A 23,941-nucleotide genomic window follows, 5' to 3' on the forward strand; every position below is an offset into this window, starting at 1 on the left:
TCTTGGCGACGGTGTTGATCATCGGTATTCCTGGCATGTGGAGATCAACAACGACATCGCGCCCGACCTGCCGCAGCTGGTGACCCGCACGTTCTCGCTGCCCGCGGTCGAAGCCGACGCCCGCCCGGGCGTCGACGTCTACGACGACAGCGCACTGCTGGAATGCCTGGACGGCGAAAGCTGGAACTAGCCGATGTCGATGACCGCGCGCCCCTGGATCTCGCGGCGGTTCAGCGCGTCGTAGGCGCCTTGCACGTCGTCGAACGAGTAGCGGCGGCTCACCGTGTCCTGCGGCCGCAACTGCCCGCGCGCGACCAGGTCCAGCAGCACCGGCATGTCCCGCTGCGGTTTCGCCCCGTAGGAACCCTTGATCTGCAATTTCCGCCGGGCGATGGTGGCCAGGTCGAACTCGCCGACGTTGCCCTTCGGGGCGATGCCGACGACCACGACCTGCCCGCCTTCGACGACCGAGTCCCGCGCCACGCCGAACGTGGCGACGTTGCCCAGCGCTTCGAAGGCCACGTCCACACCGCTGCCGCCGGTCAGGTCCCGGATCGCGGCGGGCGCATCGACCTCGGCGGAGTTCACGGTGTGCGTGGCGCCCAGCTTGCGCGCGGCGGCGAGCTTGTCGTCGCTGATGTCCACCGCGACGATCGTCGAGGCCCCGAACAGCGCGGCCAGCTGGATCAGCGAGCTACCCACGCCGCCGGAGGCGACCACGGCGACGGAGTCCCCGACCCGAACGTCCGCGGCGTGCCGCAGCGCGCCGTAGGCGGTCATCGTCGAGCAGCCGACCGAAGCCACATCGCTCAACTCCACCTCGTCGGGAACCTTGTACACCGAGGTCGCAGGGGTCACCGAGCGTTCGGCCAGCCCACCCATCGAATACATCCACACCGGCTCACCGCCGGGCCGGAACAGCCGCGTGTTGCCGTCGTAGAGCTGGCCCTTCGCCCGGTTGTAGCCGAAGAAGTCCAGGCAGATCTCCGAATTCCCGCGTGCGCACTGCACGCATCGCCCGCACGGCATGATGAAGCTGGTGACCACCCGGTCGCCGACGCGCACACCTGTCACGTCCGGGCCAACTTCGGAGATCACGCCGGCGACCTCGTGCCCGAGCACGGACGGGGTCGGGAACGGCAGCTCGCCCTTCAGCACGTGCAGGTCCGAATGGCACGCGCCGCAGGACAGCACGTCGATCGCGACTTCACCGGCGTTGGGGTGCGGGTCGGCGATCTCCTCGATGCTCATCGGCTCGTTCACGGCGGTGTGCACGGCTGCGCGCATCCGGACCTCCTCGTTCGGACCGGCCGGTCGGTATGGCCGTCCCGAACCTAGCCCGCGGGATGCCTGGGTACCAAGGGGTCGCCGGGTGATCACTGGACGTGCCTGCTGCATTCGGTTCCGCGGTCACCGCGCAGACTGCAGGAGCGTTCCCGGCCCCGGCAGCGCAACGGATTCGCGGAGCAACGCCCCGGACCCGATCGGTTCACCTGCGCCGATACGCTGAGCGCAACGAAGCGCAGCCGGGCCGCGCGCCCTGATGTGAAGGAGAAGCAACGTGAGCGAGCGCACCCTGGTCCTGGTCAAGCCCGACGGGGTCGAGCGCGGCCTGGTCGGCGAGGTCATCGGCCGGATCGAACGCAAGGGGCTCAAGCTGGTCGCGCTGGAGCTGCGCCAGGTCGGCGACGAGCTCGCCCAGCAGCACTACGCCGAGCACGACGGCAAGCCGTTCTTCGGCTCACTGCTGGAGTTCATCAAGTCCGGTCCGGTGCTGGCCGCGGTCGTGGAAGGCCCGCGGGCGATCTCGGCGTTCCGCCAGCTCGCCGGGGGCACCGACCCGGTCGACAAGGCCGCGCCGGGCAGCATCCGCGGCGACTACGGCCTCGAAGTCCAGTACAACCTGGTGCACGGGTCCGACTCGCCGGAGTCGGCCGAGCGCGAGATCAAGCTGTGGTTCCCGGAGCTGTGAAGTGACTGAGGAGTTCATCAGCGGACCGCTGCGCGTCGACCAACCGCACCCGGAACTGCCGCAGGCCCTGACCGACCTGTTCGGGCGGGTCACCGTCGCAGGCGGCGCCACCGGTTTCACCGCGACCACCGAGCTGGACACGATCAGCGCGCTAGGCGGGCGGATCGTCGAAGACGTGGCGGCGCGGCCCAAGCGCAGGCACCTGTTGATCATGGGTCAGGAACGCGCGTTGGCAGGCGTCGCGGTGCTGCGACCCGCGACGTTGCCGATCCACGCGCACCGCGGCGAGATCGAGTGGTTGCTGGTCGACCCCGAGCTGCAGTCGCAGGGCCTCGGCTCCCGACTGCTGGACGCCGCGGTTTCGCACGCGCAAGCCCTCGGCATCGCGAAGCTGCAGCTGACGACCAGGTCCGGCCAGGGGCTGGAGGACTTCTACCGGCGGCGCGGCTGGACCGAATCCGGCCGCTGGCCTGCCTCGCTGCGCGTCGCCGAGGACGACCTCCGCGACCAGCTCTGGTTCACCCGCGACGTGTGAGCCGGCGGCCCCGGTCCACCGCGGACCGGGGCCGTCCCGCCCCGGCGGACGCCCACTACCCTTGGCCGGGTGAGTGCGGAGTCCGTGTTCGACCGCTTGGAACCATTGCTGACGCAGGTCTCCAAGCCCGTGCAGTACGTCGGCGGCGAGCTCAACGCCACCGTCAAGGAGTGGGACGCCACCTCGGTGCGCTGGGCGTTGATGTACCCGGATGCCTACGAGGTCGGGCTGCCCAACCAGGGCGTGATGATCCTCTACGAGATCCTCAACGAGCAGCCCGACGTGCTCGCCGAACGCACCTATTCGGTGTGGCCGGATCTCGAAGAGCTGATGCGCGAGCACGGCATCCCGCAGTTCACCGTGGACGCGCACCGGCCGGTCGGCGCGTTCGACGTGCTCGGGGTCAGCTTCGCCACCGAACTCGGCTACACGAACCTGCTCGGCGCGCTGGACCTCGCGGGCATCCCGCTGCATGCCGCCGACCGCACCGACGAGCATCCGATCGTGCTGGCCGGTGGGCACGCGGCGTTCAACCCGGAACCGATCGCGGACTTCTTGGACGCGGTGGTGCTGGGCGACGGCGAGGAATCGGTGCTGGAGATCACCGAGGCGATCCGGCGCTGGAAGGCCGAGGGCGAGCCGGGCGGCCGCGAAGAGATCCTGCTGCGGCTGGCCGAAAGCGGCGGTGTCTACATCCCCCGCTTCTACGACGTCGGCTACGGCGCGGACGGCGCGATCACCGAGGTGGTGCCGAACCGCGAGCGGGCTCCGTATCGCGTCTTCAAGCGCACCACCATGGAACTCGACGAGTGGCCGTACCCGAAGCAGCCGCTGGTGCCGCTGGCCGAGAGCGTGCACGAGCGGATGAGCGTGGAGATCTTCCGCGGCTGCACCCGCGGCTGCCGGTTCTGCCAGGCGGGCATGATCACCCGGCCGGTGCGGGAGCGCTCGCCCGAAGGCATCGGCGACATGGTGCAGCAGGGGCTGGAGAACACCGGTTTCGAGGAGGTCGGGCTGCTGTCGCTGAGCTCGGCCGACCACTCCGAGATCGGCGAGGTCACCAAGGGCCTCGCGGACCGCTACGAAGGTTCCAACACGAGCCTGTCGCTGCCGTCCACGCGGGTCGACGCGTTCAACGTGGACCTGGCCAACGAGCTGTCCCGCAACGGCCGCCGCTCCGGGCTCACCTTCGCCCCGGAAGGCGGCAGCGAACGGATTCGCCGGGTCATCAACAAGATGGTCTCCGAGCAGGACCTCATCCGGACGGTGTCGACCGCTTACGCCAACGGCTGGCGGCAGGTGAAGCTGTACTTCATGTGCGGCCTGCCGACCGAGACCGACGAGGACGTGCTGCAGATCGCCGAGATGGCCAAGGAGGTCATCCGGCAGGGCCGCAAGGCCGCCGGGCGCAAGGACATCCGCTGCACGATCTCGATCGGCGGGTTCGTGCCGAAACCGCACACCCCGTTCCAATGGGCGGCCCAGTGCGATCCGGACACCGTGGACGAACGGTTGCGGAAACTGCGCAAGGTGATCAACTCCGACCGCAGCGTCGGCCGCAACATCGGAATGCGCTACCACGACGGGAAGCCGTCGCTGATCGAAGGACTGCTCTCCCGCGGCGACCGCAGGCTGGGCCGGGTCGTCGAACGCGTCTGGCGTGAGGGCGGCCGGTTCGACGGGTGGAACGAGCACTTCTCGTACCAGCGGTGGGTGGACTGCGCGGCCGAGGAACTCGCCGCTTTCGGCATCGACCTGGATTGGTACACCACCCGGGAGCGCGCCGAGGACGAAGTGCTGCCCTGGGACCACCTGGATTCCGGGCTGGACAAGGAATGGCTGTGGGCGGACTGGCAGGACTCGCTGGACGCCCGCGAACAGGACGACTGCCGTTGGACGCCGTGCTTCGACTGCGGGGTGTGCCCGACGATGGGCACCGACATCGAGGTCGGGCCGTCCGGTCGGCCGTTGCTGCCGATCAGCCCGGTCGGACAGGGTTCGCCGGTGCGGAACCCGGCGTTCAGCGAGTCCTAGCGCCTCCTGAACAGCTCTCAGTCGGCACCGGGCGGGGCGGCGACTGCCTTGCGGGCATCGACGAGGCCGTGCCCGTAGAAGCCGTTGTCGGCGGGGTCGCCGCGACACCGCGCATCCTGCGCGCCGTCGCGGTTGAGGTCGTAGGTACCGGGGCAGCCGATCGGATCCGCTCCCCCTAACAGCCTGCGGCGCAGCTCGGCGGGCCCCGCCTCCGGGTGCTGGGTCTTGATCAGCGCCGCCACCCCGGAGACGTGCGGCGCGGCCATGGAAGTGCCGCACGACGAGCCGTAACCGCCGGGCACGGTCGAGCGCACGCATTCGTCGGCGCCGGGCTCACCACCGGGCGCAGCGATGTCCACCGCGCCCAAGCCGTAGGAGCTGTAACCGGACTTCACCGAGTTCCGCCCGATCGCGGAGACGGAAACGACTCCGTCCAAGCCGGCAGGCACCGCCTCGCACACCGGTTTCTCGCGTCGCGGAACGGCCGTGAGGTCGATCCGCTCGTTGCCCGCGGCCGCCACGGTGAGCACGTCGTGCGCGGTCGCGTACCGGACCGCGCGCCGAACCGCTTCCCGCGGAACCGGCGAACCAGTGGAGCCGCAGCCGAGCTGAGCGGATTCGACCAGGAAGCTGGTGTTGGCGACGTCGATGTCGTGCTCGGCGGCCCACATGAATCCGCACACCGCGTACTCCGGATGCGCGTAGCCCTCCGGGTCGACCACGCGGATCGAGGCGAGGCCGGTTTCCGGGGCGACTCCGGTGACTCCTCGGCCGTCGTCGGCGGCGCCGACGATGCCTGCGACGTGGGTGCCGTGCCCTTCACCAACCGGCCGTTCGGCCAGCTGCGGGTGTTCGGGGGTGAGGCAGTTCGCCGATCGCTGGGTGTCCACGGCAGCGGCCAGTTCCGGGTGCGCGGCGTCGACACCGGAGTCGAGGACGCCGACGTGCACGTCCCGGCTGCCCCTGGTGATCGCGTGCGCCTGGTCGGCGCGGACTCGCTGCAGGTTCCACGGGTTCGAGCCGCGGACTTCGGCGGGAGCCCGCTGCGGCCCGAGCCGGTCGGCCCGGGCTCGGCGTTCGGCGCTGTAGGCGCGGTCCGGTCCGAGTCGTTCGGCGAAAGCCGGGTCCGGTGAGTCGACGATGCCCACCCCGATCTGGCGGTAGTAGGCGGCGATGTCGCCGCAGTGCGACTCGGATTCCGCGGCCGCCTCGGAATGCGGCGTTCCCGGGTTGAACAGCACGACGAAGCGCTGGTTCGGGCCCGCATCGCGGCAGTCCGGTTCCGCGTTGGCCATCGGCGCCACACCGGCCAGCAGGGTCATGGCCAGCAGGCTCGTGACTGTGGCGCGCAACAGCCGGACCAGGGGCACGGCGAACCTCCAGGACGGCCGGGCGCCGACACGAGCGACCGTAGCCATCCCGCGCGGCGTGGGACAAGCCGTCGGCCGCCGCAAAGCCGGGGTGCTGAGGCGGCGCGGTACCGTCGGGGGTGGGCGGCCGGTGCCGTCGCCCGATGCAAGTGCAGGACCGGCCGGTACGCGGCCACGCTCGGGAGGAGCACGGTGCGTCGCCGAGACCACCCCAATCCGTCGGCCCCGCCGGTGCAGAAGCTGCGGCTGCGCTACACCAAGCGCGGCCGCCTGCGATTCACCTCGCACCGCGACTTGGCCCGCGCGTTCGAGCGGGCGCTGCGCCGGGCCGGGGTGCCGATGGCGCAGTCCCAGGGCTTCAACCCGCGGCCGAAGATCTCGTGGGCCAACGCGGTACCGACCGGGGTGGCCAGCGAAGCCGAGTACGTGGAGCTGCAACTCGCGGAGCAGGTCGATCCAGCGGTGCTGTGCACCGAGCTGAACCGGGCGCTGCCAGCGGGAATGGACCTGGTCGAAGCCGTGGAAGCGGGGCCGGGCTCGTTGCCGGAACGGCTGGAGGCCGGTCGGTGGCTGACCGAGCTGCCGGGCGTGTCGCCCGCGGCGCTGCGCTCGGCGGTGGCGGAACTGCTGGTCGCCGAGCGGGTCGAGGTGCAGCGCACGACCAAGGACGGCACGCGGACCATGGATGCGCGGGCCGCGGTGCTCAGCGCGGAAGTGCTGGACAGTACCGATTTGGCTGCGCTGAGTGACCGTTTTCCCGCTTTCATCGCCCAAGTGGACGATTGGCCGAAGGGCCGGGAACCATATGGGATACTCGTAACGGTCGTGCGGCAGACAACACCCGCCGTGCGGCCCGACGACGTGCTGAACGCCCTGCGCGTCGTCGCCGACCTGGCCCCGGCGGCCGCGCGAGCGACTCGCTGGGAGCAAGGGCGGCTCGACGACGAGGGAGGGATCGCCGACCCGTTTGCCCTGGACAGGGCGGCGGCAGCCACCCAGCGGGGGGAACTCCCGACCGGGTGACGCTCGGCGGGGTGGACGTCGTCGCACCCGCCGTGGGACTTCCCCGCTCACCGAGAGCGGGGACGGAGGGGACCAACAGAATTGCTGTCGCTCGCGGGCGGCGGAAGACCGCAGAACGCACATGCTCCTGTGCGGCCGCGTCCACGGACGCGCCCGGGGGCGGAGGAGTTGAATGTCGAACAGTGCAGCACCCGCTGGGAACACCAGCGGGTCATCGACCACATCCAATCGGACCAGCGCATCGTCGGGGACTTTCGAACTTCCCGCCAAGCTGCGGGTGCACGCGCTGGCGAAGCTGCTCGGCGGCAGCAGCAGGGAGATCATCACCACCCTGGAGTCGCTGGGTGAGCCCGTGCGCAGCGCGCAGTCCAACATCACGCGCGAAGTCGCCCTGCGGGTAGTGCGCCAGTTGCGGCCGGAGAGCATCGAACCGGAGGCTCAGGAGTCCGCCGCGGAGGGTCCGGCGGACACGGGGTCGGCCCGAGCGTCCGCTGCCCAATCCGGGGCGACCCAGTCTGCGGCTCAGCCTTCAGCGGCCGAGTCCGCGGGGACGGGATCGGCTCCGGCGCAGCCCGCTCGAACCGAAACGGCCCGGTCGTCGGCCGAGCAGGAGACGCACCAGGAGGAGTCCGCGTCGGAGGGCTCCGGGCAGGCCCGCCCCGAGTCCGCGCAGTCGGAATCCGCGCAGTCCGAGTCGGCCCAGTCCGGTTCGGCGCAGTCCGGGTCCGCCGGCCTGAACCCGGTGTTCGCGGCGCCGCAGGCCATGTTCCTGGCGCCGGAGGCAGCCCCGGCCCGCCAGGCGCCGAAGTCCGCCGAGCCCGCCGAGCCCGCGGAGACCGCCAAGCCCGCCAAGACCGCCAAGACCGCAGAGCCTGCCAAGACCGCCGAGCAGCCTCCGGTCGAAGAACCGTCCGAGGAATACGGCGACGACTCCGCCGACACCGAGGACGGCACCGACGGCGACGACGAGCAGGGCGGCAGGCGCCGTCGCCGCCGCGGTCGCCGTGGCCGCGGCCGCGGCAAGGGCGGTGACGGCGACCAGGCCGACTCCGGTGACGAGCAGGGCTCGAGCGCGGAGCGCGGCAACGGGGACAAGCAGTCCCGCAAGGACGCCGGTGGCAAGGACACCGGCGGCAAGGACACCGGGAGCAAGGACGCCGGGAGCAAGGACGCCCGCAAGGAAGAGGCCGCGCAGGACGGGGCCAAGGGCAAGTCCGCCGAGACCGATTCCGCCGACGGCGACTCCGACGGTGAGGGGAGCCGTCGTCGCAGGCGGCGGCGCCGTCGCAAGGGCTCCGGCGATGACGACGGCCCGAACAGGGATGACGATCCGCCGAACACCGTCGTGCACGTCCGCGAGGAACGCCAGGACGGCGGCAAGGACAGCAGCAGCGACGACGAGGTCCGCGCGATCAAGGGCTCGACCCGGCTGGAAGCCAAGCGGCAGCGCCGCAGGGACGGCCGCGAGGCGGGCAAGCGCCGCGCACCGGTGCTGTCCGAGTCGGAGTTCCTGGCCCGCCGCGAGTCGGTGGACCGCCGGATGGTGGTGCGCGAGCACAACGAGCAGACCCAGATCGCGGTCCTCGAGGACAACGTGCTGGTGGAGAACTTCGTCACCTCCGCGGGCTCGGGATCGCTGGTCGGCAACGTCTACCTGGGCCGCGTGCAGAACGTGCTGCCCAGCATGGAGGCCGCGTTCGTCGACATCGGCCGGGGCCGCAACGCGGTGCTCTACGCCGGGGAGGTCGACTGGGACGCCGCCGGGCTGGCCGGCAAGGCGCGCCGCATCGAGCAGGCCCTGTCCACCGGCGACAGCGTGCTCGTGCAGGTCACCAAGGACCCCGTCGGGCACAAGGGCGCGCGGCTGACCACCCAGATCAGCCTGCCCGGCCGGTTCCTGGTCTACGTGCCGGGCGGCGGAGCGACCGGGATCAGCCGGAAGCTGCCGGACAACGAGCGCAAGCGGCTCAAGGAGATCCTCAAGCGGATCGTGCCGGACAACTCCGGGGTGATCATCCGCACCGCCTCCGAGGGCACCAGCGAGGAAGCCCTGGACCGGGACGTGCGCAGGCTGCAGGCGCAGTGGGAGGTCATCAAGGAGAAGTCGGAGACGCCGAAGGCGCAGGCCCCGCAGCTGCTCTACGAGGAGCCGGATCTGCTGATCAAGGTCGTGCGGGACCTGTTCACCGAGGACTTCTCGTCGCTGACCGTCCAGGGTTCCGGGGCCTGGGACACCATCGAGGCGTACGTGCAGCACGTGGCACCGGACCTGATGGGCAGGCTCAGCAAGCACGTCGGCAAGAACGACGTGTTCACCGAGCAGCGGATCAGCGAGCAGATCGCGAAGGCGCTGGACCGCAAGGTGTGGCTGCCCTCCGGCGGCTACCTGGTGATCGACCGCACCGAGGCGATGACCGTCATCGACGTCAACACCGGCAAGTTCACCGGTTCCGGCGGGAACCTGGAGGAGACGGTCACCCGGAACAACCTGGAGGCGGCCGAGGAGATCGTGCGCCAGCTGCGGCTGCGCGACATCGGCGGCATCATCGTGATCGACTTCATCGACATGGTGCTGGAGTCGAACCGGGACCTGGTGCTGCGCCGGTTGACCGAGTGCCTGGGCCGGGACCGCACCCGGCACCAGGTTGCCGAGGTGACTTCGCTCGGGCTGGTGCAGATGACCCGCAAGCGGGTCGGTACCGGCTTGCTGGAGGCGTACAGCAGCACCTGCGAGCACTGCCGCGGGCGCGGACTGCTGGTCTCGGCGGATCCGGTGGCGCACCAGCACGGCAAGGACCACGGGAACTCCGGTGGCAACGGCGGCAACGGCGGCGGGTCGCGGCGCAACCGCAACCGCGGCAAGCAGGACTCGAACGACTCGGAGCAGCAGGGCGAACGCAACGGCGTCGCCCAGGCGGCGAAGCAGGAGCAGGCGGCGAAGCAGGAGCAGTCCGCGGAGGCCAAGCAGGAGAAGGCGAAAACGGACTCGCCGGAACCGAAGAAGGCCAAGGCGGGCGGGCCGAAGCAGGACGGCGGGAAGCCGGATGCCGAGCGGCGCGAGAGCGGCAAGCCGGACGCCGCCAAGCCGGAACCTGCGAAATCGGATTCGGCGGAGCCTGCCAAGCAGGACGGCGCCAAGTCCGAAGGCGCGCAGCAGGCGGCGAAGCCTGCCGAGCCCGCCACCGCGGACAAGCCCGCGGAGCCGAAGCCGGCCGAACCGGCCAAGACCGGCGACTCCGGGTCGAACGGCCGCTCGCGCAGGCGGAAGGTCAGCCGCCCGGCCGGTAGCGCCGGAGAACCGGCCGAGCCGGTGGTGATGGCGGTGCCGGAGAAGTCCGCGCAGCCGGAGACCGATGGGGCGCCGGAGGTGCCCGCGCCGGCGACGGAGACGGTCACCCGGCGGCCCCGCCGCCGCACCGCTTCTCGCGCGGCCGGTCCGCCGCCGGACTCCCCGGAGGCGGCCGAGGCGGACGTCTCCGCAGGGGCGACTTCCGAGAACTGACCGTAGTGCTGAAAAAGGTGGGGCCGGGATTCTCGGCCCCGCCTTTTTCTTCGACCGCGCCGAGCGCAGGTCCGATTCGTTCAAGAAGCCGCGCGCCGCGCGGGCTTAACGTCCGGGCATGACTGCAGATGCCAAGGAGCGCACCGCGCCGGATCGGCTCGCTGCGGCGGAAGGGTTCATCTGGCTGACGGCCCGCGTGCTGGAGCAACGCCGGTTCGAGCACCTGTTCTGCGCGGGTTCTCCGGACGCGGTGGCCACTGCTCTGGACGCCTACCGCAGCGCCGACGGTGGCTACGCCTACGCGCTGGACCCGGACGTGCGCGGCCCGGTGAGCCAGCCGCTCGGCGCGCACGCGGCGTTGACCACGTTGGACGAGATCGGACGCTGTTCCGGCGCGGCCGCGGACGGCATCGTCGATCAGCTCGCCACGATCACCCTCCCGGACGGCGGGATCCCGGCGGTGGATCCGGCCGGGCGGGACTATCCGCACCCGCCGTTCATGCCGATCGACGAGGACCCGCCCGGCGCGCTGTTGACGACGGCGCTGGTGGCAGGCGTGCTGCACAAGAACTCATCGACGCACCCGTGGCTGGCCCCAGCGACCGAGTTCTGCTGGCAGCGGATCGACGCGTTGACCGAGTCCCATCCGTACGAGGTGCACGCGGCCGTGGCATTCCTCGATCACGTGCCGGACTGGGAACGCGCCGCCGCGGCGGCGGCACGACTCGGCCGCATGGTGCGTGCGCAGGGCATCGTGGTGCTCGATCCGCAGCGCCCGGAGGATTCGCACCTCGTGCCGGGCTACGCGCCGGGGGAGTGGCACTTCGTTCCGGACTACGTCCGCGACCCGGGCAGCTTGGCCCGCGAATGGTTCTCCGAAGCGGAGATCACCGCCGGATTGGACGCCCTCGCCCAAGACCAGTGCGAAGACGGCGGCTGGCCGATCAGGTGGCGGCAGTGGGCACCGGGGACGGCGCTGGAGTCCCGTCCGCGGGTGACGATCGATGCCTTGCGCACGCTTCAGGCGTACGGCCGGTGAGCAGTTCGGCGGCGGTGAGTCCGGACAGCCGCCGCACTTCCCGGCTCAAGTGGGCCTGGTCGGCGTACCCGGCTGCGAGCGCGCGGTCGGCGAGCGGGCCTTCCAGCTCGATCGAACGCCGGAACCGCAGGATGCTGTGCAGGGTTTTCGGGCTGTAGCCGACGGCCGCGGTGAACCGCCTCCGGAAGTGCCTTGCGGACCATCCGAGGTGCTGGGCGATTTCCGGTACGCCCGGCGCTCGGGGGCCGCTGAGCAGGCGGATCGCTTCCGCGACAGCAGGGTCCTGGTGATGCTCGGGCAGCCGTGCCACGGCGAGTTCTTCCAGCAGCCGCGCGGCTTCGTCCGCGCCGTCGGCCGCGGAGAGCCGGTCCGCCACCTGCTGCGCTCGCGACCCCCACAGCTCGCTGAGCGGCACCTGGAGGTCCCGCAACGCAGCAGCGGGCACGTCGCCGAGCAGCAATCCCGCCGCTCCGGGCCGGAGCCGCACGCCCGCCACGCTGCCAGCGGCGAGCGGGAGCACGCGCGGTCCGGTGTCCGGGCCGACCATCTCCAGCACGCCGTCCCGCCAGATCAGATCCAGGCAGCCGTCCGGCATGATGCGTTGCAAGTACCCGTCTTCCGGCACTTGCTGCGTCCATGCGCACGCCACCCGGCTTGCGAGCGCGGGCGGTGCAGGACGTTCGCGGTATCGGCGCACCACCCCATGCTGCTCCTTCACTCCACGCGCGAGCTCGCGGTGTCGTCGGCGACGAGCACGCTCACGTCCGCGTCCCGCCCGGTCCGGTGCAGCACCAGTTCGGCCAGCAGTCCCGTGGAGATCATCTGCACCGAGAAGATCTCCAGCAGGATTCCCAGGGTCAGCAGTGGCCGAGTCCCGATCGACTGCTCGGTGAACATCCAAATCCCGGTGAGGTACAGCAGGATCAGCGTTCCCAGCGTGCCCGCGACCACGCCGAGACCGCCGAACAAGTGCGCCGGTCGGCGCCCGTAGCGGGTCAGCGCCACGACGGTCAGCAGGTCCAGCGCACCGCGCACGTACCGCTCCAGCCCGTAGTTCGACTTGCCGTGCGCACGCGGCCGGTGGTGCACCGGAAGCTCGCAGACCCGGTATCCGAGCTGGTGCGCGAGCGCCGGGATGTAGCGGTGCAGTTCCCCGTAGAGCGGGACTCGCCGGTATACCTCGGTGCGCGCGGCTTTGAGCCCGCAGTTGTGATCGGACAGCCGCAGCCCGGTGATCACTCCGGTCATCCAGTTGAACAACCTCGACGGCAGGCGCTTGCCCAGCGGGTCCTTGCGCTGCGCCTTGTGCCCGCTGACCAGGTCCGCGCCCGCGTCCAGCGCGGCCAGCAGCCGCGGCACCTCCGCCGGGTCGTCCTGCAAGTCGGCGTCCAGGGTGACCAGCAGCCGCCCGCGCACCTCGGCCACACCGGCGGCCAGCGCGGCGGCCTTGCCGAAGTTCCGGCGCAGCCGCAAGCCGCGCAAGTGCGGGTCGGCCGCGGCGTGCTCGCCGATGATCCGCCAGCTCTCGTCGGTGCTGCCGTCGTCGACCACGAGCAGCTCCCAGCTCAGCGGCTGGGCGTTCATCGCAGCGCTGACCTGGGCGAACAACTCGGGGAGGTTGGCGGCTTCGTTCTTGGCCGGGGTCAGCAGGGACACCTCGGGCAGCACGCCTGCGGAGGTCATGACACCGCCTGCGGGTGTTCGGTCAGCGGGCGCACCCACCAGCCGTCCGGGAAGGCGAACGCGATGCGCAGCGGCCCGGTGCCCGCGGGAGCGACCGCGCGGTAGCCGAGGCCGATCTCGGTGCCGACCGTCTGGCCCTCGGCATCGGCGCGCGGGATGTCGACCACGCCGCCGCCGACGACCTCGCCGGTCCGGTCCAGCACGGCGACGCAGCGCGCACGTTCGATGCCGGAGATCGCCCAGCCCTTCAGCATCCGCGCGCCGCCCCGGATCTGGTCGGTCTCGACGTTGAGCAGCACGTCCCAGCCTGCGGGCCGGGGTTCGCGATAGCTGCCGACGCTGGGCGTGCGCCATCGCGAGGTGTTCTGCCGGGAACCGATTTCCGTGCCGTCCCCGCAACCCAGCGTGAATTCCGCGGAGAAGGGGTAGTGCCCGAGCGCGCGCATCCGGGGCAGCAGCTGCTCGGGTGCGGGGAATCGGTCGGCGAACGCATCGGTCGCGCCGACGCGCGCGGCCACCGCCAGCATTCGCTGGTTCGGCGCGTCGTCCCGCACGGCCTGCGCCATCGGAGCGCCGAGCGCGACCGTCGCCAGCGCGGTGGTGAACACCGCGACCGCCCGCGCACCCGGCCACCGCGGCCAGGTGACGGCGATGACGAGCACGGCGATCCACAGCGCGGCCGACATGCTGTTGTAGCGGCTCTGCAAACCTGCGGACTCGCCGAATGCCGCCCGCGAACCCGAGATCATCACCGCGCAGCCGATCGCGTACACCGCCAGGCCCCACCAGGCGGCATTGGCCGCGCGGGCCTGCGGGCGCAGGCACCCCGGCAGGTGCAGCGCCAGCACCGCCAGCCCGGCAACGCCCGCGACCAGGGCCAACGCCGGTTCCGTGCCGGTCCACACCATGCCGATCATGCTCAGCCCCGCCAGCATGGCCTGCGCCGGATCATCGGTGGGCGAGGCGCCGCCCCCGCCTTGGGGACCGCGCAACACCAGCCAGGCGGCCACCACGACCACTCCGATGACCATCGGGGCGACGACTCGCCGCCTGCGCTCCCCGCGCATCCAGGCCAGCACCGACAGCGCCGGCCACACCGCGAACGACGTGCCGTAGCTGATCGAAGCCAACAAGCCGAGCAGCACCGCCGGGACGGGACGTCCGCGCTGCATCGCCAGCAGCGCGCTCAGCACCAGCAGCATCGCCAGCACCCACGAAGCACCGCTCATGGAACGCACGAAGTTGTGGATGCCGTGCGGGTTGAACACCAGCGCCGAGGTCGCCACCACGAGCCCCGCGCGCTGCCAGCGCCCCAGGTCCGCGGGCAGCATCGCCCACACCAGCAGCACGCATCCGACGCCGAACGCCAGCACCAGCAGGCCCAGCGGGTGGTTCGAGCCGCCGCCGAACCGGGCGCTCAACCAGAACAACAGGCTCGGCAGGACGAACGGGTGCTCGTTGCGAAAACCGAGCAGCGCCTCCGGACGCAGCGAACCGTCCGGGTTCGTGATGTCCAGCAGCACCCACCAGTAGTCGTAGAAGTGCATCTGCGGGTACCGCAGCACCTCGCGCAGCATCATCAGCGGTGGCAGCGCGGCCATCAGCAGCAGTGACCGAGGCCCTGCCGCGCTTTCGCGCAACCGCCGCAGGTGGTCGGCGGGCGCAGGCTCTTCGTGCTCGGTCCGCCGTGGTCCGGATGCGGTCTCGGTCACGCTGAATCCCCATGTGAAGGTCGAACGGCGACTCACAGTAGCAAGGTAAGATCGAACCGCAGGGAGATCGCGCGGAAAACCCGGTTCCTTCCCCGGGAGTCAAGCCCGGAGTAAGGCCGCCGCGAGCGGTCTGTATGCTGTGAGGGCACTTCTCGCCGCCGGACGGGCGGAGAGCTTAAACGCCTGTGGAACCCGGTGCGCCCCTCGCGGGTCGAGGGTCGTGACACAGGAACCCACCGAAACCCGGCACTGCCGGGTGGATCTCCGGCCCCGCCGGAGTGGGCGTCAACGGGTGAACCAAGCGAACCGAGCAGCAGGAGACTTCCGACTCATGTACGCGATCGTCAAGACCGGCGGCAAGCAGTACAAGGTGGCGGTCGGGGACGTCGTCGAGGTCGAGAAGCTCGAAGGCGAATCCGGTACCGAGGTCACCTTCCCGGCTGTACTGGTCGTCGACGGCTCCGACGTCACCGCCGACGCCGACGCGCTGGCGAAGGTCTCGGTGACCGGCAAGCTGGTCGAGCAGACCAAGGGTCCCAAGATCCGCATCCACAAGTTCAAGAACAAGACCGGCTACCAGAAGCGCCAGGGTCACCGGCAGAAGCTGACCCGCGTCGAGGTCACTGGCATCTCCAAGTGAGGACCTGATCATGTCCACCAAGAAGGGCGCATCCAACTCCCGCAACGGCCGCGATTCGAACCCGAAGTACCTCGGGGTGAAGCGGTTCGGCGGCCAGCTCGTCAGCGCCGGTGAGATCCTGATCCGGCAGCGCGGCACCAAGTTCCACCCCGGCTTCAACGTGGGCCGCGGCAAGGACGACACGCTGTTCGCGCTCTCCACCGGCGAGGTCGAGTTCGGCAGTAAGCGCGGTCGCAAGACCGTCAACATCGTGCCGGCCGAGGACTGACCCGGCTCTCGGCACAAACTCCCGAACGAGGGGCGGGTCCGGTTCGCACACCGGCCCCGCCCCTCTTTCGCGTTCGCCGCCCGCTCCGCGCGGTTGGCGGCATTCTTCGCACCTGGAGGGACTCGTGTCGCGGTTCGTTGACCGCGTGACCATCCACGTCGCCGCCGGCGACGGTGGGAATGGCTGCGCCTCGGTGCACCGGGAGAAGTTCAAGCCGCTCGGCGGCCCGGACGGGGGCAACGGCGGGCGCGGCGGAGACGTCCGGCTCGTCGTCGACCCCGGGGTGCACACGCTGCTGGACTTCCACCACCGCCCGCACGCCCGCGGATCCAACGGCAAGCAGGGCCGCGGCAGCCTGCGCAACGGTGCGATCGGCGAGGACATCGTGCTGCCGGTGCCGGACGGCACGGTGGTGCTGGATTCGGACGGCGAGGTGATCGCCGACCTGGTCGGACCGGGAACCACGTTCGTCGCCGGGCAGGGCGGCCGCGGCGGGCTGGGCAACGCGGCGCTGGCGACGAAGGCCCGCAAGGCGCCGGGTTTCGCGCTGCTCGGCGAGCCCGGTGAGCAGCTGGACCTGGTGCTCGAGCTGAAATCGGTCGCCGACGTGGGGCTGGTCGGGTACCCGTCGGCGGGCAAGTCCTCGCTGATCTCGGTGCTCTCGGCGGCGAAACCGAAGATCGCGGACTACCCGTTCACCACGCTGGCGCCGAACCTGGGCGTGATCACCGCAGGGGACACCGTGTTCACCATGGCCGACGTGCCCGGGCTCATCCCGGGTGCCAGCGAAGGCCGCGGCCTCGGGCTGGAGTTCCTGCGCCACATCGAGCGCTGCGCGGTGCTGGTGCACGTCGTGGACTGCGCCACCTTGGAACCGGGCCGCGACCCGATGTCCGATGTGGACGCCTTGGAGGCGGAGCTGGCGCGCTACGCACCGGCGTTGGCCGCCGAGCACGGCGATCTCGCCGACCGGCCGCGGCTGCTGGTGCTGAACAAGCTGGACGTGCCGGAGGCGCGGGAGCTCGCCGAACTGGTCCGGCCGGACCTCGAAGAGCGCGGCTGGCGGGTGTTCGAGGTGTCCACGGCCAGCCACGAGGGGCTGCGGGAGCTGTCGTTCGCGCTGGCCGGTGAAGTCGAGAACTACCGCGCCGCGCAGCCCGAGCCGGAGCCCGCGCGGGTCGTGGTTCGCCCGGCCGGGGTCGGCGAAGGCGAATTCACCGTCGAACGGGATCCCGAGGAGCCGGACGCCTTCATCGTCCGCGGCGAGAAGCCGCAGCGGTGGGTGCGCCAGACGCAGTTCGACAACGACGAGGCGGTGGGCTTCCTCGGTGACCGGCTCGCCAAGCTCGGCGTAGAGGAAGCGCTGGCCAAGCAGGGCGCGGAGCCGGGCAGCCAGGTCACCATCGGCTCGGTCACCTTCGACTGGGAACCGTCCACGCCCGCGGGCGTGGCGACCATGCTCAGCGGTCGCGGCACCGACATGCGCCTGGAAGACCAAGATCGCATCTCGGCCGCCGACCGGAAGGCTGCGAAGAACGCCCGCCGGTCCAACCTGGACGCGCAGGGAAGTTACGTCGGCGAGGACGACGAGGAGGATCGGTGACCGACCAGGTGCAGCTGTCGCCGACCCGCAAGGCGATCGGGGCAGCGCACCGGTTGGTGGTGAAGGTCGGCTCGTCCTCGCTCACCACGTCCAAGGGCGCGCTGGACCACGCGCGGCTGGCGGCTTTGGTGGACGCCGTGGCGAACCGGGTGGACAACGGGGGACAGGTGGTTCTGGTGTCGTCCGGCGCCATCGCCGCCGGGATGGCTCCGCTGGGGTTGCGCCGCCGTCCGCGCGACCTGGCGACCAAGCAGGCGTCGGCCAGCGTCGGGCAGCAAGCCCTCGCGCACGCCTACGCGGAATCGTTCGCCCGGTATCAGCGCACGGTGGGGCAGGTGCTGCTGACCGCCGACGACGTCGTCCGGCGCGCGCAGTACCGCAACGCGCAGCGCACGCTCAAGCGGTTGCTCACCCTGGGCGCGGTGCCGGTGGTCAACGAGAACGACACGGTCGCCACCACCGAGATCCGCTTCGGCGACAACGACCGGCTGGCGGCGCTGGTGGCGCACCTGGTCGGCGCGGACGCGCTGCTGCTGCTGTCCGATGTGGACGCGTTGTACGACGGTGATCCGCGCAGCGGCCGGGCGTCGGTGATCCGGGACGTGCACGGGCCCGCCGACCTGGAAGGTGTGGAAGCCGGCGATACCGGGTCCGGTGTGGGAACCGGCGGCATGGCCTCGAAAGTGCAGGCCGCGCGGGTGGCGGCGCGCGCGGGGATTCCGGTGCTGCTGGCTTCGGCATCCGAGGCCCAGGGGGCCCTGGCCACCGCCGACGTGGGAACGGCGTTCGCCACCACGGGTTCGCGGCTGACGGCGCGGCGCTTCTGGCTCGCGCACGCCGCCGGGTCGAGCGGCCGGTTGTGGATCGACGACGGAGCCGTCGCCGCCGTCGCGCGGCGACGCCGGTCCTTGCTGGCGGCCGGGATCACCGGCGTGGAAGGCGATTTCCACGGTGGGGACGTGGTGGACCTGGCCGATCCGGCAGGTGCCGTGGTCGCTCGCGGAGTGGTCGCTTACGACGCCGGTGAGCTGCCGGACCTCATCGGCCGCTCCACGCACGAACTACCGCCGGAGCAACGCCGGGAAGTCATCCACGCCGACGACCTGGTCCCGCTGCGCTGACGACATCCACTGCTCCCGAACGGCTCAGGCCGTGGTGGCCAGGGTGAACGGCAGCACCGCCGGAGCGCCCGCGAGCCGCAGGGTGCGCGCCACGATCGTGATCGTCCAGCCCGTGTCGGCGTAGTCGTCCACCAGCAGCACCGGCCCGTCGAGCCCGGCCAGCTTCGCCGAGACGTCCTCCGGAACCTTGAACTGCCCCCGCAGCGCCGCGACCCGCTGCGCGCTGTTGGTGCCGTGCACCGGCGTCGTCTCCGGGTTCGTGGCTACCTCGCCGAGCAGCGGCAACCGCCCCACGGTGGAGAGCCGCTCGGCCAGGCTGCGCACCAGTCGCGGCCGGGTCCGCGAGCCCAGCGCGAGCACCCCCGCCGGTCGCCGCTCCCACTCCCAGGCGGCCAGCACCTGCACGCACGCCTGGAACAGGTCGTCCGGCAAGTCCTGGTCCGGGCTGTTCGCGCCGAGCAGCTCGCGGAGCCGGTTGCCCCAGCCGATGTCGGTCAGCCGCCCCACCGCGCGGCCCTGCTCGGCGCGTTCACCAGCCGGGAACCTGCCGGAGACGGGGATGCCGAGCACGTCCATCCCGGTCGGCCACATCTTGCGCGGGTTCAGCTCCACGCCCGGCCGGTTCAGGCGTTCCTGCGCGCGCTGCACCGACCACTCGTCGACCTCGGCGGAACGGCCCGACCCGGTGCAGTTGTCGCAGCGCCCGCACGGTTCGGCGTGCGGGTCGTCGAGCTGCTTGCGCAGGAACTCCATCCGGCAGCCGGTCGTGTCCAGATAATCCAGCATCGCCTGCTGCTCCGTGGCGCGTTCCGCGGCGATGCGCTCGTAGCGTTCCGCGTCGTAGTCCCACGGCTCGCCGGTGGCTTCCCAGCCGCTCTTCACCCGGCGCACCGCGCCGTCCACGTCCAGGACCTTGAGCACCATTTCCAGCCGCGAGCGGCCGAGCTCCACGCGCGGCTCCAGCGCGGCAGTGGACAAGGTGCCCGCTTCCGAGAGCGCGTCGAGGATCCTGCGCACCGTCGACTCCGGCGGGAAGGCCAGCGAAGCGAAGTACTTCCAGATGTCCCGGTCTTCCGGGCCGGGCAGCAGCAGCGCCTCGGCCCGCCGCACGCCGCGACCGGCGCGGCCGATCTGCTGGTAGTAGGCGATCGGCGAGGACGGTGCCCCCATGTGCACGACGAACCCGAGATCGGGCTTGTCGAAGCCCATGCCCAGCGCGGACGTCGCCACCAGCGCCTTGACCCGGTTCGCCAGCAGATCGTCCTCGGCGCGTTGCCGCTCCTCCGGATCGGTGCGCCCGGAATAGGACGCCACCTCGAAGCCCTGGTCGCGCAGGAACGCCGACACCTCGTCGGTCGCGGCGACGGTGAGCGTGTAGATGATCCCGGACCCCGGCAGCTCACCGAGGTTGCCCGCCAGCCAGCCCAGCCGCGCCTGCGCGGTCGGCAACCGGGCCACGCCCAGCCGCAGGCTTTCCCGGTCGAGCGTGCCGCGCAGCACCAGCGTCTGCTGCGGGTCGCTGAATTCGCCGCCCACGCCGAGCTGGTCGGCGACGTCCTGCACGACGCGGTCGTTGGCGGTGGCCGTGGTCGCCAGCACCGGGACGCCTTCGGGCAGTTCGCGCAACAGCGTGCGCAGCCTGCGGTAGTCCGGGCGGAAGTCGTGGCCCCAGTCGGAGATGCAGTGCGCTTCGTCCACCACCAGCAGGCCCGCGCTGTGGGTTAGTTCGGGCAGCACGTTGTCCCGGAAGTCCGGGTTGTTCAACCGCTCCGGGCTCACCAGCAGCACGTCGACGTCGCCCACGGCGACCTGCTCCTCGATGTCGGCCCACTGCTGCTGATTCGCGGAGTTGATCGAGGCCGCGCGGACTCCGGCGGCTTCGGCGGCTTCCACCTGGTTGCGCATCAGCGCCAGCAGCGGCGAGACGATCACGGTCGGACCTTCGCCGAGCTCCCGCAGCAGCGCGGTCGCCAGGAAGTAGACCGCCGACTTGCCCCAGCCGGTGCGCTGCACGACGAGCGCGCGGCGCCGTTCCAGCACCAGCGCGTGGATCGCGTGCCATTGGTCGTCGCGCAGTTCGGCGTCCGGACCGGCCAGTGCGCGCAGCCGCTCGTCGGCGAGTTCCCGCAGGGCGTGTTCGTCCACGACCCGATTCCTACCGGATCGCCAGGACACGGCGTCGCCGCACCCCGCAAACCCGGTTGCAGGAGCCGATTAGGCTGGTGTCGTGACGACGAGCATCGAACCTTCCCATTCCGCGGAAACCGGCGAGGACCTGCGCGAACAGGTGCGCGCGGCGGCGCGGCGGGCGCAGGCCGCGGCGGGCGAGCTGGCGCTGGCCTCGCGGGCGGTCAAGGACGAACTCCTGCACGCGATGGCCGCGGCGCTGGTCGAACGCGCGCCGGAGGTGCTGGAGGCCAACCTGCGAGACGTCGCTCGCGCGCGGGAGAACGGCACCCCCGACGGACTGGTCGACCGGCTGAAGCTGAGCCGGGAGCGCATCGACGGCATCGCCGACGGGCTGCGCACCGTGGCCGGTCTGCCGGACCCGGTCGGTGAGGTGGTGCGCGGCAACGTGCTGCCGAACGGCTTGCAGCTGCAGCAGGTCCGGGTTCCGCTCGGCGTGGTCGGCATCGTCTACGAGGGCAGGCCCAACGTCACCGTCGATGCCGCCGGGCTCACCTTGAAGTCGGGCAACGCGGTGCTGCTGCGCGGCTCGTCGTCGGCCGCCGAATCCAACGCCGCGCTCGTCGCGATCCTGTCCGAGGTGCTGGTCAAGCACGATCTTCCTGCCGCGGCGGTGCAGCTGCTGCCCAGCAGCGACCGTGCTTCGGTGCAGCACTTGATCACCGCACGCGGGCTGGTCGACATCGTCATCCCCCGCGGTGGCGCGGGCCTGATCTCCGCGGTCGTCGAGAACGCCACCGTGCCCACCATCGAAACCGGTGTCGGCAACTGCCACGTCTACGTCGACGAGCACGCCGACGCCGACACCGCGCTGCGCATCCTGCTGAACTCCAAGGCCCGCCGCCCGAGCGTGTGCAACGCGGCGGAAACCCTGCTGGTCCACCAGGACATCGCCGAGGACTTCGTGCCGCGCGCGGTCGCCGAACTGCGCGCGGGCGGGATCGCCGTGCACGGCGACGAACAGGTCGTGCGGCTCGGCGGGACCGGCGTGCTGGAAGCCACCGAGCAGGACTGGGACACCGAGTACGGCTCGCTGGACATCGCAGCGGCCGTCGTCGAGTCGCTGCCCGCGGCCGTCGAGCACATCCGCGAGCACGGCTCCGGGCACACCGAGGCGATCGTGACCGACAACGTCCGGTCCGCCCGCCAGTTCACCGCCCGGGTGGACGCTGCGGCCGTGATGGTCAACGCTTCGACCGCGTTCACCGACGGCGGCGAATTCGGCATGGGTGCCGAAATCGGCATCTCCACCCAGAAGCTGCACGCCCGCGGCCCGATGGCACTGCCCGAGCTGACCTCGACGAAGTGGCTCGTGTTCGGCGACGGGCAGGTCCGCCCGGCGAACTGATCGCGGCCGCACCGTGTGATCGCTCACCACGCGGGCGCGGGCGGAACCGCGCCCGCGGGTACTCGTTTAGGCTCTGCATTCATGTCTCGTCGGCGCATCGGGGTCATGGGGGGCACCTTCGACCCCATCCACCACGGCCACCTCGTCGCGGCCAGTGAGGTCCAGGCCCAGTTCGGTCTGGAGCAGGTGATCTTCGTGCCGACCGGCCAGCCGTGGCAGAAGGGCCACGAGGTGGTCAGCCCGGCCGAAGACCGCTACCTGATGACGGTGGTCGCCACCGCGTCCAACCCGCGGTTCCTGGTCAGCCGGGTGGACGTGGACCGCAGCGGCCCGACCTACACCGCCGACACGCTCAACGACCTGCGCGCCCACTACCCGGACGCGGAGCTGTACTTCATCACCGGCGCGGACGCGCTGGAGCAGATCCTTTCCTGGCACCGGGTCAACGAGCTGTTCGACCTCGCGCACTTCATCGGCGTCACGCGCCCCGGCTATTCGCTCAACGGCGCGCACCTGCCGAAGGGATCGGTCTCGCTGGTGGAGATCCCGGCGATGGCGATCTCCTCGACCGGTTGCCGGGAACGCGTCCGCGCCGGGTTGCCCGTCTGGTACCTGGTCCCGGACGGCATCGTGCAGTACATCACCAAACGCGGGCTGTACCGGTCGGACGGCGTCTCACCTGCACCGGAGTGGGGTCCATGAGCATCCGGTACGAACTCGGCAGTTGATCGCGGGCCGGCCATTGGTTCGGCTCGGCGCCCGGACCGGGCGCGGACTACCGGTGCCGAATCGGGCAACCCGGCGTTCTCGCCGGTGCAACCGGCCTGGCTATCCTTGTGCGGGGTGGGCGGCACCGTGCCCGCCCGGGAGGAGTGACGTGGCAGCCACCGAGGAGGCCCGCAAGCTGGCGCTGGTCGCGGCGCAGGCAGCGGCGGACAAGAAGGCGAACGACCTCGTGCTGCTCGACGTCTCCGAGCAGCTCGTGATCACCGACTGCTTCGTGATCGCCTCCGCGCCGAACGAGCGGCAGGTCGAAGCGATCGTGGAAGCCGTCGAAGAGAAGATGCGCAAGATCGGCACGAAACCGGTGCGGCGCGAAGGCACCCGCGAAGGCCGCTGGGTCCTGCTGGACTACGTCGACGTCGTGGTGCACGTGCAGCACACCGAGGAGCGTGCGGTCTACGAGCTCGAGCGGCTGTGGAAGGACTGCCCGCGGATCGAGTTCGAGGACCGCGCGGTTCCCGCCGAGCAGCAGGGCGGCGCCGAGTGACACTCGATCGCCTGGTGCTGTGGCGGCACGGTGATACCGACTTCAACGCCGCGGGCCGCATCCAGGGACATCTCGACACCGCGCTCACCGAAACCGGTCGCGAACAGGCGGAGCGTGCCGCACCGGTGATCGCTTCGTTCGAGCCGCAGGTAGCGGTCGGATCGGATCTGCGCCGGGCCGCTGCGACCGCAATGGCGTTCACCGAGCTGTCCGGCATGGCCGTGCCGCAGGACAAGCGCTTGCGCGAGACGCATCTCGGCGAGTGGCAGGGCCTCAGCGGCGCCGAGGTGGAGCACGGCTGGCCGGGTGCGATGGGTACGTGGCGAGCGGATCCGACGTGGGCTCCGCCGGGTGGCGAGTCGCGCGTCGAGGTCGCCGAGCGCGGGTTCGAGGTCGTGTCCGAACTCGACGCCACTTACTCGGCCACCGCGTTGGTGTGCGCGCACGGCGGCCTGATCACCGGGCTGACCGCGCGGCTGCTGGGGTGGCCGCACGAGCTCTGGCCCGGTCTCGGCGGTGTCGCCAACTGCCACTGGGTGGTGCTGAGCCGCCGCGGCGGTTCCCGGCAGTGGCGTTTGATCACCTACAACGGCGGAGTTCCGGGCTGATCGGCCGTCCGCGGCGCCCGGCGGTG

Annotated in this window: 21 protein-coding genes; 15 read left to right on the forward strand and 6 right to left on the reverse strand. The window is 71.1% G+C overall.

The genetic code is table 11. The annotated features are described in order from the left end of the window. The first annotated feature begins 37 nt into the window (after positions 1-37). The gene (locus V1457_RS14085; protein WP_200070919.1) at positions 38-190 is read left to right on the forward strand and encodes a hypothetical protein; all 153 of its coding nucleotides are present in this window, start codon (positions 38-40) and stop codon (positions 188-190) included. Here the strand turns inward: V1457_RS14085 and V1457_RS14090 are convergent. Further along, positions 187-1,287, reverse strand: a complete 1,101-nt coding sequence (locus tag V1457_RS14090; RefSeq protein WP_338604312.1) for a zinc-binding dehydrogenase — start codon at positions 1,285-1,287, stop codon at positions 187-189. The genes V1457_RS14085 and V1457_RS14090 overlap by 4 nt on opposite strands. Positions 1,288-1,561: 274 nt before the next feature. Here V1457_RS14090 and ndk point away from each other — a divergent pair, with 274 nt between their 5' ends. The 3 genes from ndk (at position 1,562) to V1457_RS14105 (ending at position 4,541) form a co-directional block, all read left to right on the forward strand. Then, entirely contained in the window at positions 1,562-1,972 is a 411-nt protein-coding gene (gene ndk / locus V1457_RS14095) for a nucleoside-diphosphate kinase (RefSeq protein WP_200070921.1), read from the forward strand. A gap of 1 nt (position 1,973) precedes the next feature. Then, the gene (locus V1457_RS14100) at positions 1,974-2,507 is read left to right on the forward strand and encodes a GNAT family N-acetyltransferase (protein ID WP_338604316.1); all 534 of its coding nucleotides are present in this window, start codon (positions 1,974-1,976) and stop codon (positions 2,505-2,507) included. A gap of 69 nt (positions 2,508-2,576) precedes the next feature. After that, positions 2,577-4,541, forward strand: a complete 1,965-nt coding sequence (locus V1457_RS14105) for a TIGR03960 family B12-binding radical SAM protein (RefSeq protein ID WP_338604319.1) — start codon at positions 2,577-2,579, stop codon at positions 4,539-4,541. Between the two features lie 17 nt (positions 4,542-4,558). Here V1457_RS14105 and V1457_RS14110 read toward each other — a convergent pair whose 3' ends face one another. Next, positions 4,559-5,911, reverse strand: a complete 1,353-nt coding sequence (locus tag V1457_RS14110; RefSeq protein WP_338604322.1) for a S8 family serine peptidase — start codon at positions 5,909-5,911, stop codon at positions 4,559-4,561. A gap of 231 nt (positions 5,912-6,142) precedes the next feature. Between V1457_RS14110 and V1457_RS14115 the strand changes: the two genes are divergently transcribed. The 3 genes from V1457_RS14115 (at position 6,143) to V1457_RS14125 (ending at position 11,475) form a co-directional block, all read left to right on the forward strand. After that, positions 6,143-6,934, forward strand: a complete 792-nt coding sequence (locus V1457_RS14115) for a TIGR03936 family radical SAM-associated protein (RefSeq protein WP_200071145.1) — start codon at positions 6,143-6,145, stop codon at positions 6,932-6,934. Positions 6,935-7,106: 172 nt separating this feature from the next. Further along, on the forward strand, positions 7,107-10,436 hold the full coding sequence (locus tag V1457_RS14120) for a translation initiation factor IF-2 N-terminal domain-containing protein (RefSeq protein WP_338604325.1): 3,330 nt from the start codon (positions 7,107-7,109) through the stop codon (positions 10,434-10,436). 118 nt (positions 10,437-10,554) lie between these two features. Beyond that, positions 10,555-11,475 carry a hypothetical protein gene (locus V1457_RS14125; RefSeq protein ID WP_338604328.1) on the forward strand — a complete coding sequence of 307 codons (921 nt, stop codon included), beginning with the start codon at positions 10,555-10,557 and terminating at the stop codon, positions 11,473-11,475. On the opposite strand, the gene V1457_RS14130 is transcribed toward V1457_RS14125, so the two are convergent. Genes V1457_RS14130 through V1457_RS14140 form a run of 3 tightly spaced genes read right to left on the reverse strand, consistent with a single transcriptional unit; the run spans position 11,381 to position 14,870 of the window. Further along, positions 11,381-12,193: a DUF6597 domain-containing transcriptional factor gene (locus V1457_RS14130; RefSeq protein WP_338604331.1), complete on the reverse strand. Its 813-nt coding sequence runs from the start codon at positions 12,191-12,193 to the stop codon at positions 11,381-11,383. The two genes, V1457_RS14125 and V1457_RS14130, sit on opposite strands and share 95 nt — an antisense overlap. Then, positions 12,190-13,158 carry a glycosyltransferase family 2 protein gene (locus V1457_RS14135; RefSeq protein WP_338604334.1) on the reverse strand — a complete coding sequence of 323 codons (969 nt, stop codon included), beginning with the start codon at positions 13,156-13,158 and terminating at the stop codon, positions 12,190-12,192. The genes V1457_RS14130 and V1457_RS14135 overlap by 4 nt, the downstream gene beginning before the upstream one ends. Beyond that, on the reverse strand, positions 13,155-14,870 hold the full coding sequence (locus V1457_RS14140; RefSeq protein WP_338604337.1) for a hypothetical protein: 1,716 nt from the start codon (positions 14,868-14,870) through the stop codon (positions 13,155-13,157). The genes V1457_RS14135 and V1457_RS14140 overlap by 4 nt, the downstream gene beginning before the upstream one ends. A gap of 331 nt (positions 14,871-15,201) precedes the next feature. On the opposite strand from V1457_RS14140, the gene rplU reads away from it, so the two are divergent. The 4 genes from rplU to proB all read left to right on the forward strand — a co-directional run bounded on the left by rplU (position 15,202) and on the right by proB (position 18,502). Then, on the forward strand, positions 15,202-15,510 hold the full coding sequence (rplU, locus tag V1457_RS14145; protein ID WP_200070927.1) for a 50S ribosomal protein L21: 309 nt from the start codon (positions 15,202-15,204) through the stop codon (positions 15,508-15,510). 10 nt (positions 15,511-15,520) lie between these two features. After that, positions 15,521-15,778 (forward strand): 50S ribosomal protein L27, encoded by a 258-nt coding sequence (gene rpmA / locus V1457_RS14150; protein WP_200070928.1) that lies wholly within the window; start codon positions 15,521-15,523, stop codon positions 15,776-15,778. A 112-nt stretch (positions 15,779-15,890) separates the two neighbouring features. Then, a complete protein-coding gene (gene obgE, locus V1457_RS14155; RefSeq protein ID WP_338604984.1) occupies positions 15,891-17,381 on the forward strand; it encodes a GTPase ObgE in 1,491 nt (496 codons plus the stop codon). Between the two features lie 14 nt (positions 17,382-17,395). Next, entirely contained in the window at positions 17,396-18,502 is a 1,107-nt protein-coding gene (gene proB / locus V1457_RS14160) for a glutamate 5-kinase (protein WP_200071148.1), read from the forward strand. Positions 18,503-18,526: 24 nt separating this feature from the next. Here the strand turns inward: proB and V1457_RS14165 are convergent, their stop codons facing one another. Further along, positions 18,527-20,647, reverse strand: coding sequence for a RecQ family ATP-dependent DNA helicase (locus tag V1457_RS14165; RefSeq protein WP_338604343.1), 2,121 nt, complete (start codon positions 20,645-20,647; stop codon positions 18,527-18,529). A gap of 82 nt (positions 20,648-20,729) precedes the next feature. Between V1457_RS14165 and V1457_RS14170 the strand changes: the two genes are divergently transcribed. The 4 genes from V1457_RS14170 (at position 20,730) to V1457_RS14185 (ending at position 23,915) form a co-directional block, all read left to right on the forward strand. Then, the gene (locus V1457_RS14170; protein WP_200070930.1) at positions 20,730-22,037 is read left to right on the forward strand and encodes a glutamate-5-semialdehyde dehydrogenase; all 1,308 of its coding nucleotides are present in this window, start codon (positions 20,730-20,732) and stop codon (positions 22,035-22,037) included. A gap of 81 nt (positions 22,038-22,118) precedes the next feature. Next, entirely contained in the window at positions 22,119-22,739 is a 621-nt protein-coding gene (gene nadD / locus V1457_RS14175; protein WP_200070931.1) for a nicotinate-nucleotide adenylyltransferase, read from the forward strand. A gap of 175 nt (positions 22,740-22,914) precedes the next feature. Continuing rightward, a complete protein-coding gene (rsfS, locus tag V1457_RS14180; protein ID WP_200070932.1) occupies positions 22,915-23,307 on the forward strand; it encodes a ribosome silencing factor in 393 nt (130 codons plus the stop codon). Continuing rightward, a complete protein-coding gene (locus tag V1457_RS14185; protein WP_338604349.1) occupies positions 23,304-23,915 on the forward strand; it encodes a histidine phosphatase family protein in 612 nt (203 codons plus the stop codon). Before rsfS ends, V1457_RS14185 begins: the two co-directional genes overlap by 4 nt. Positions 23,916-23,941 lie beyond the last annotated feature (26 nt).

This window comes from Saccharopolyspora sp. SCSIO 74807 (genome assembly GCF_037023755.1).
Classification (GTDB): Bacteria; Actinomycetota; Actinomycetes; order Mycobacteriales; family Pseudonocardiaceae; genus Saccharopolyspora_C; species Saccharopolyspora_C galaxeae.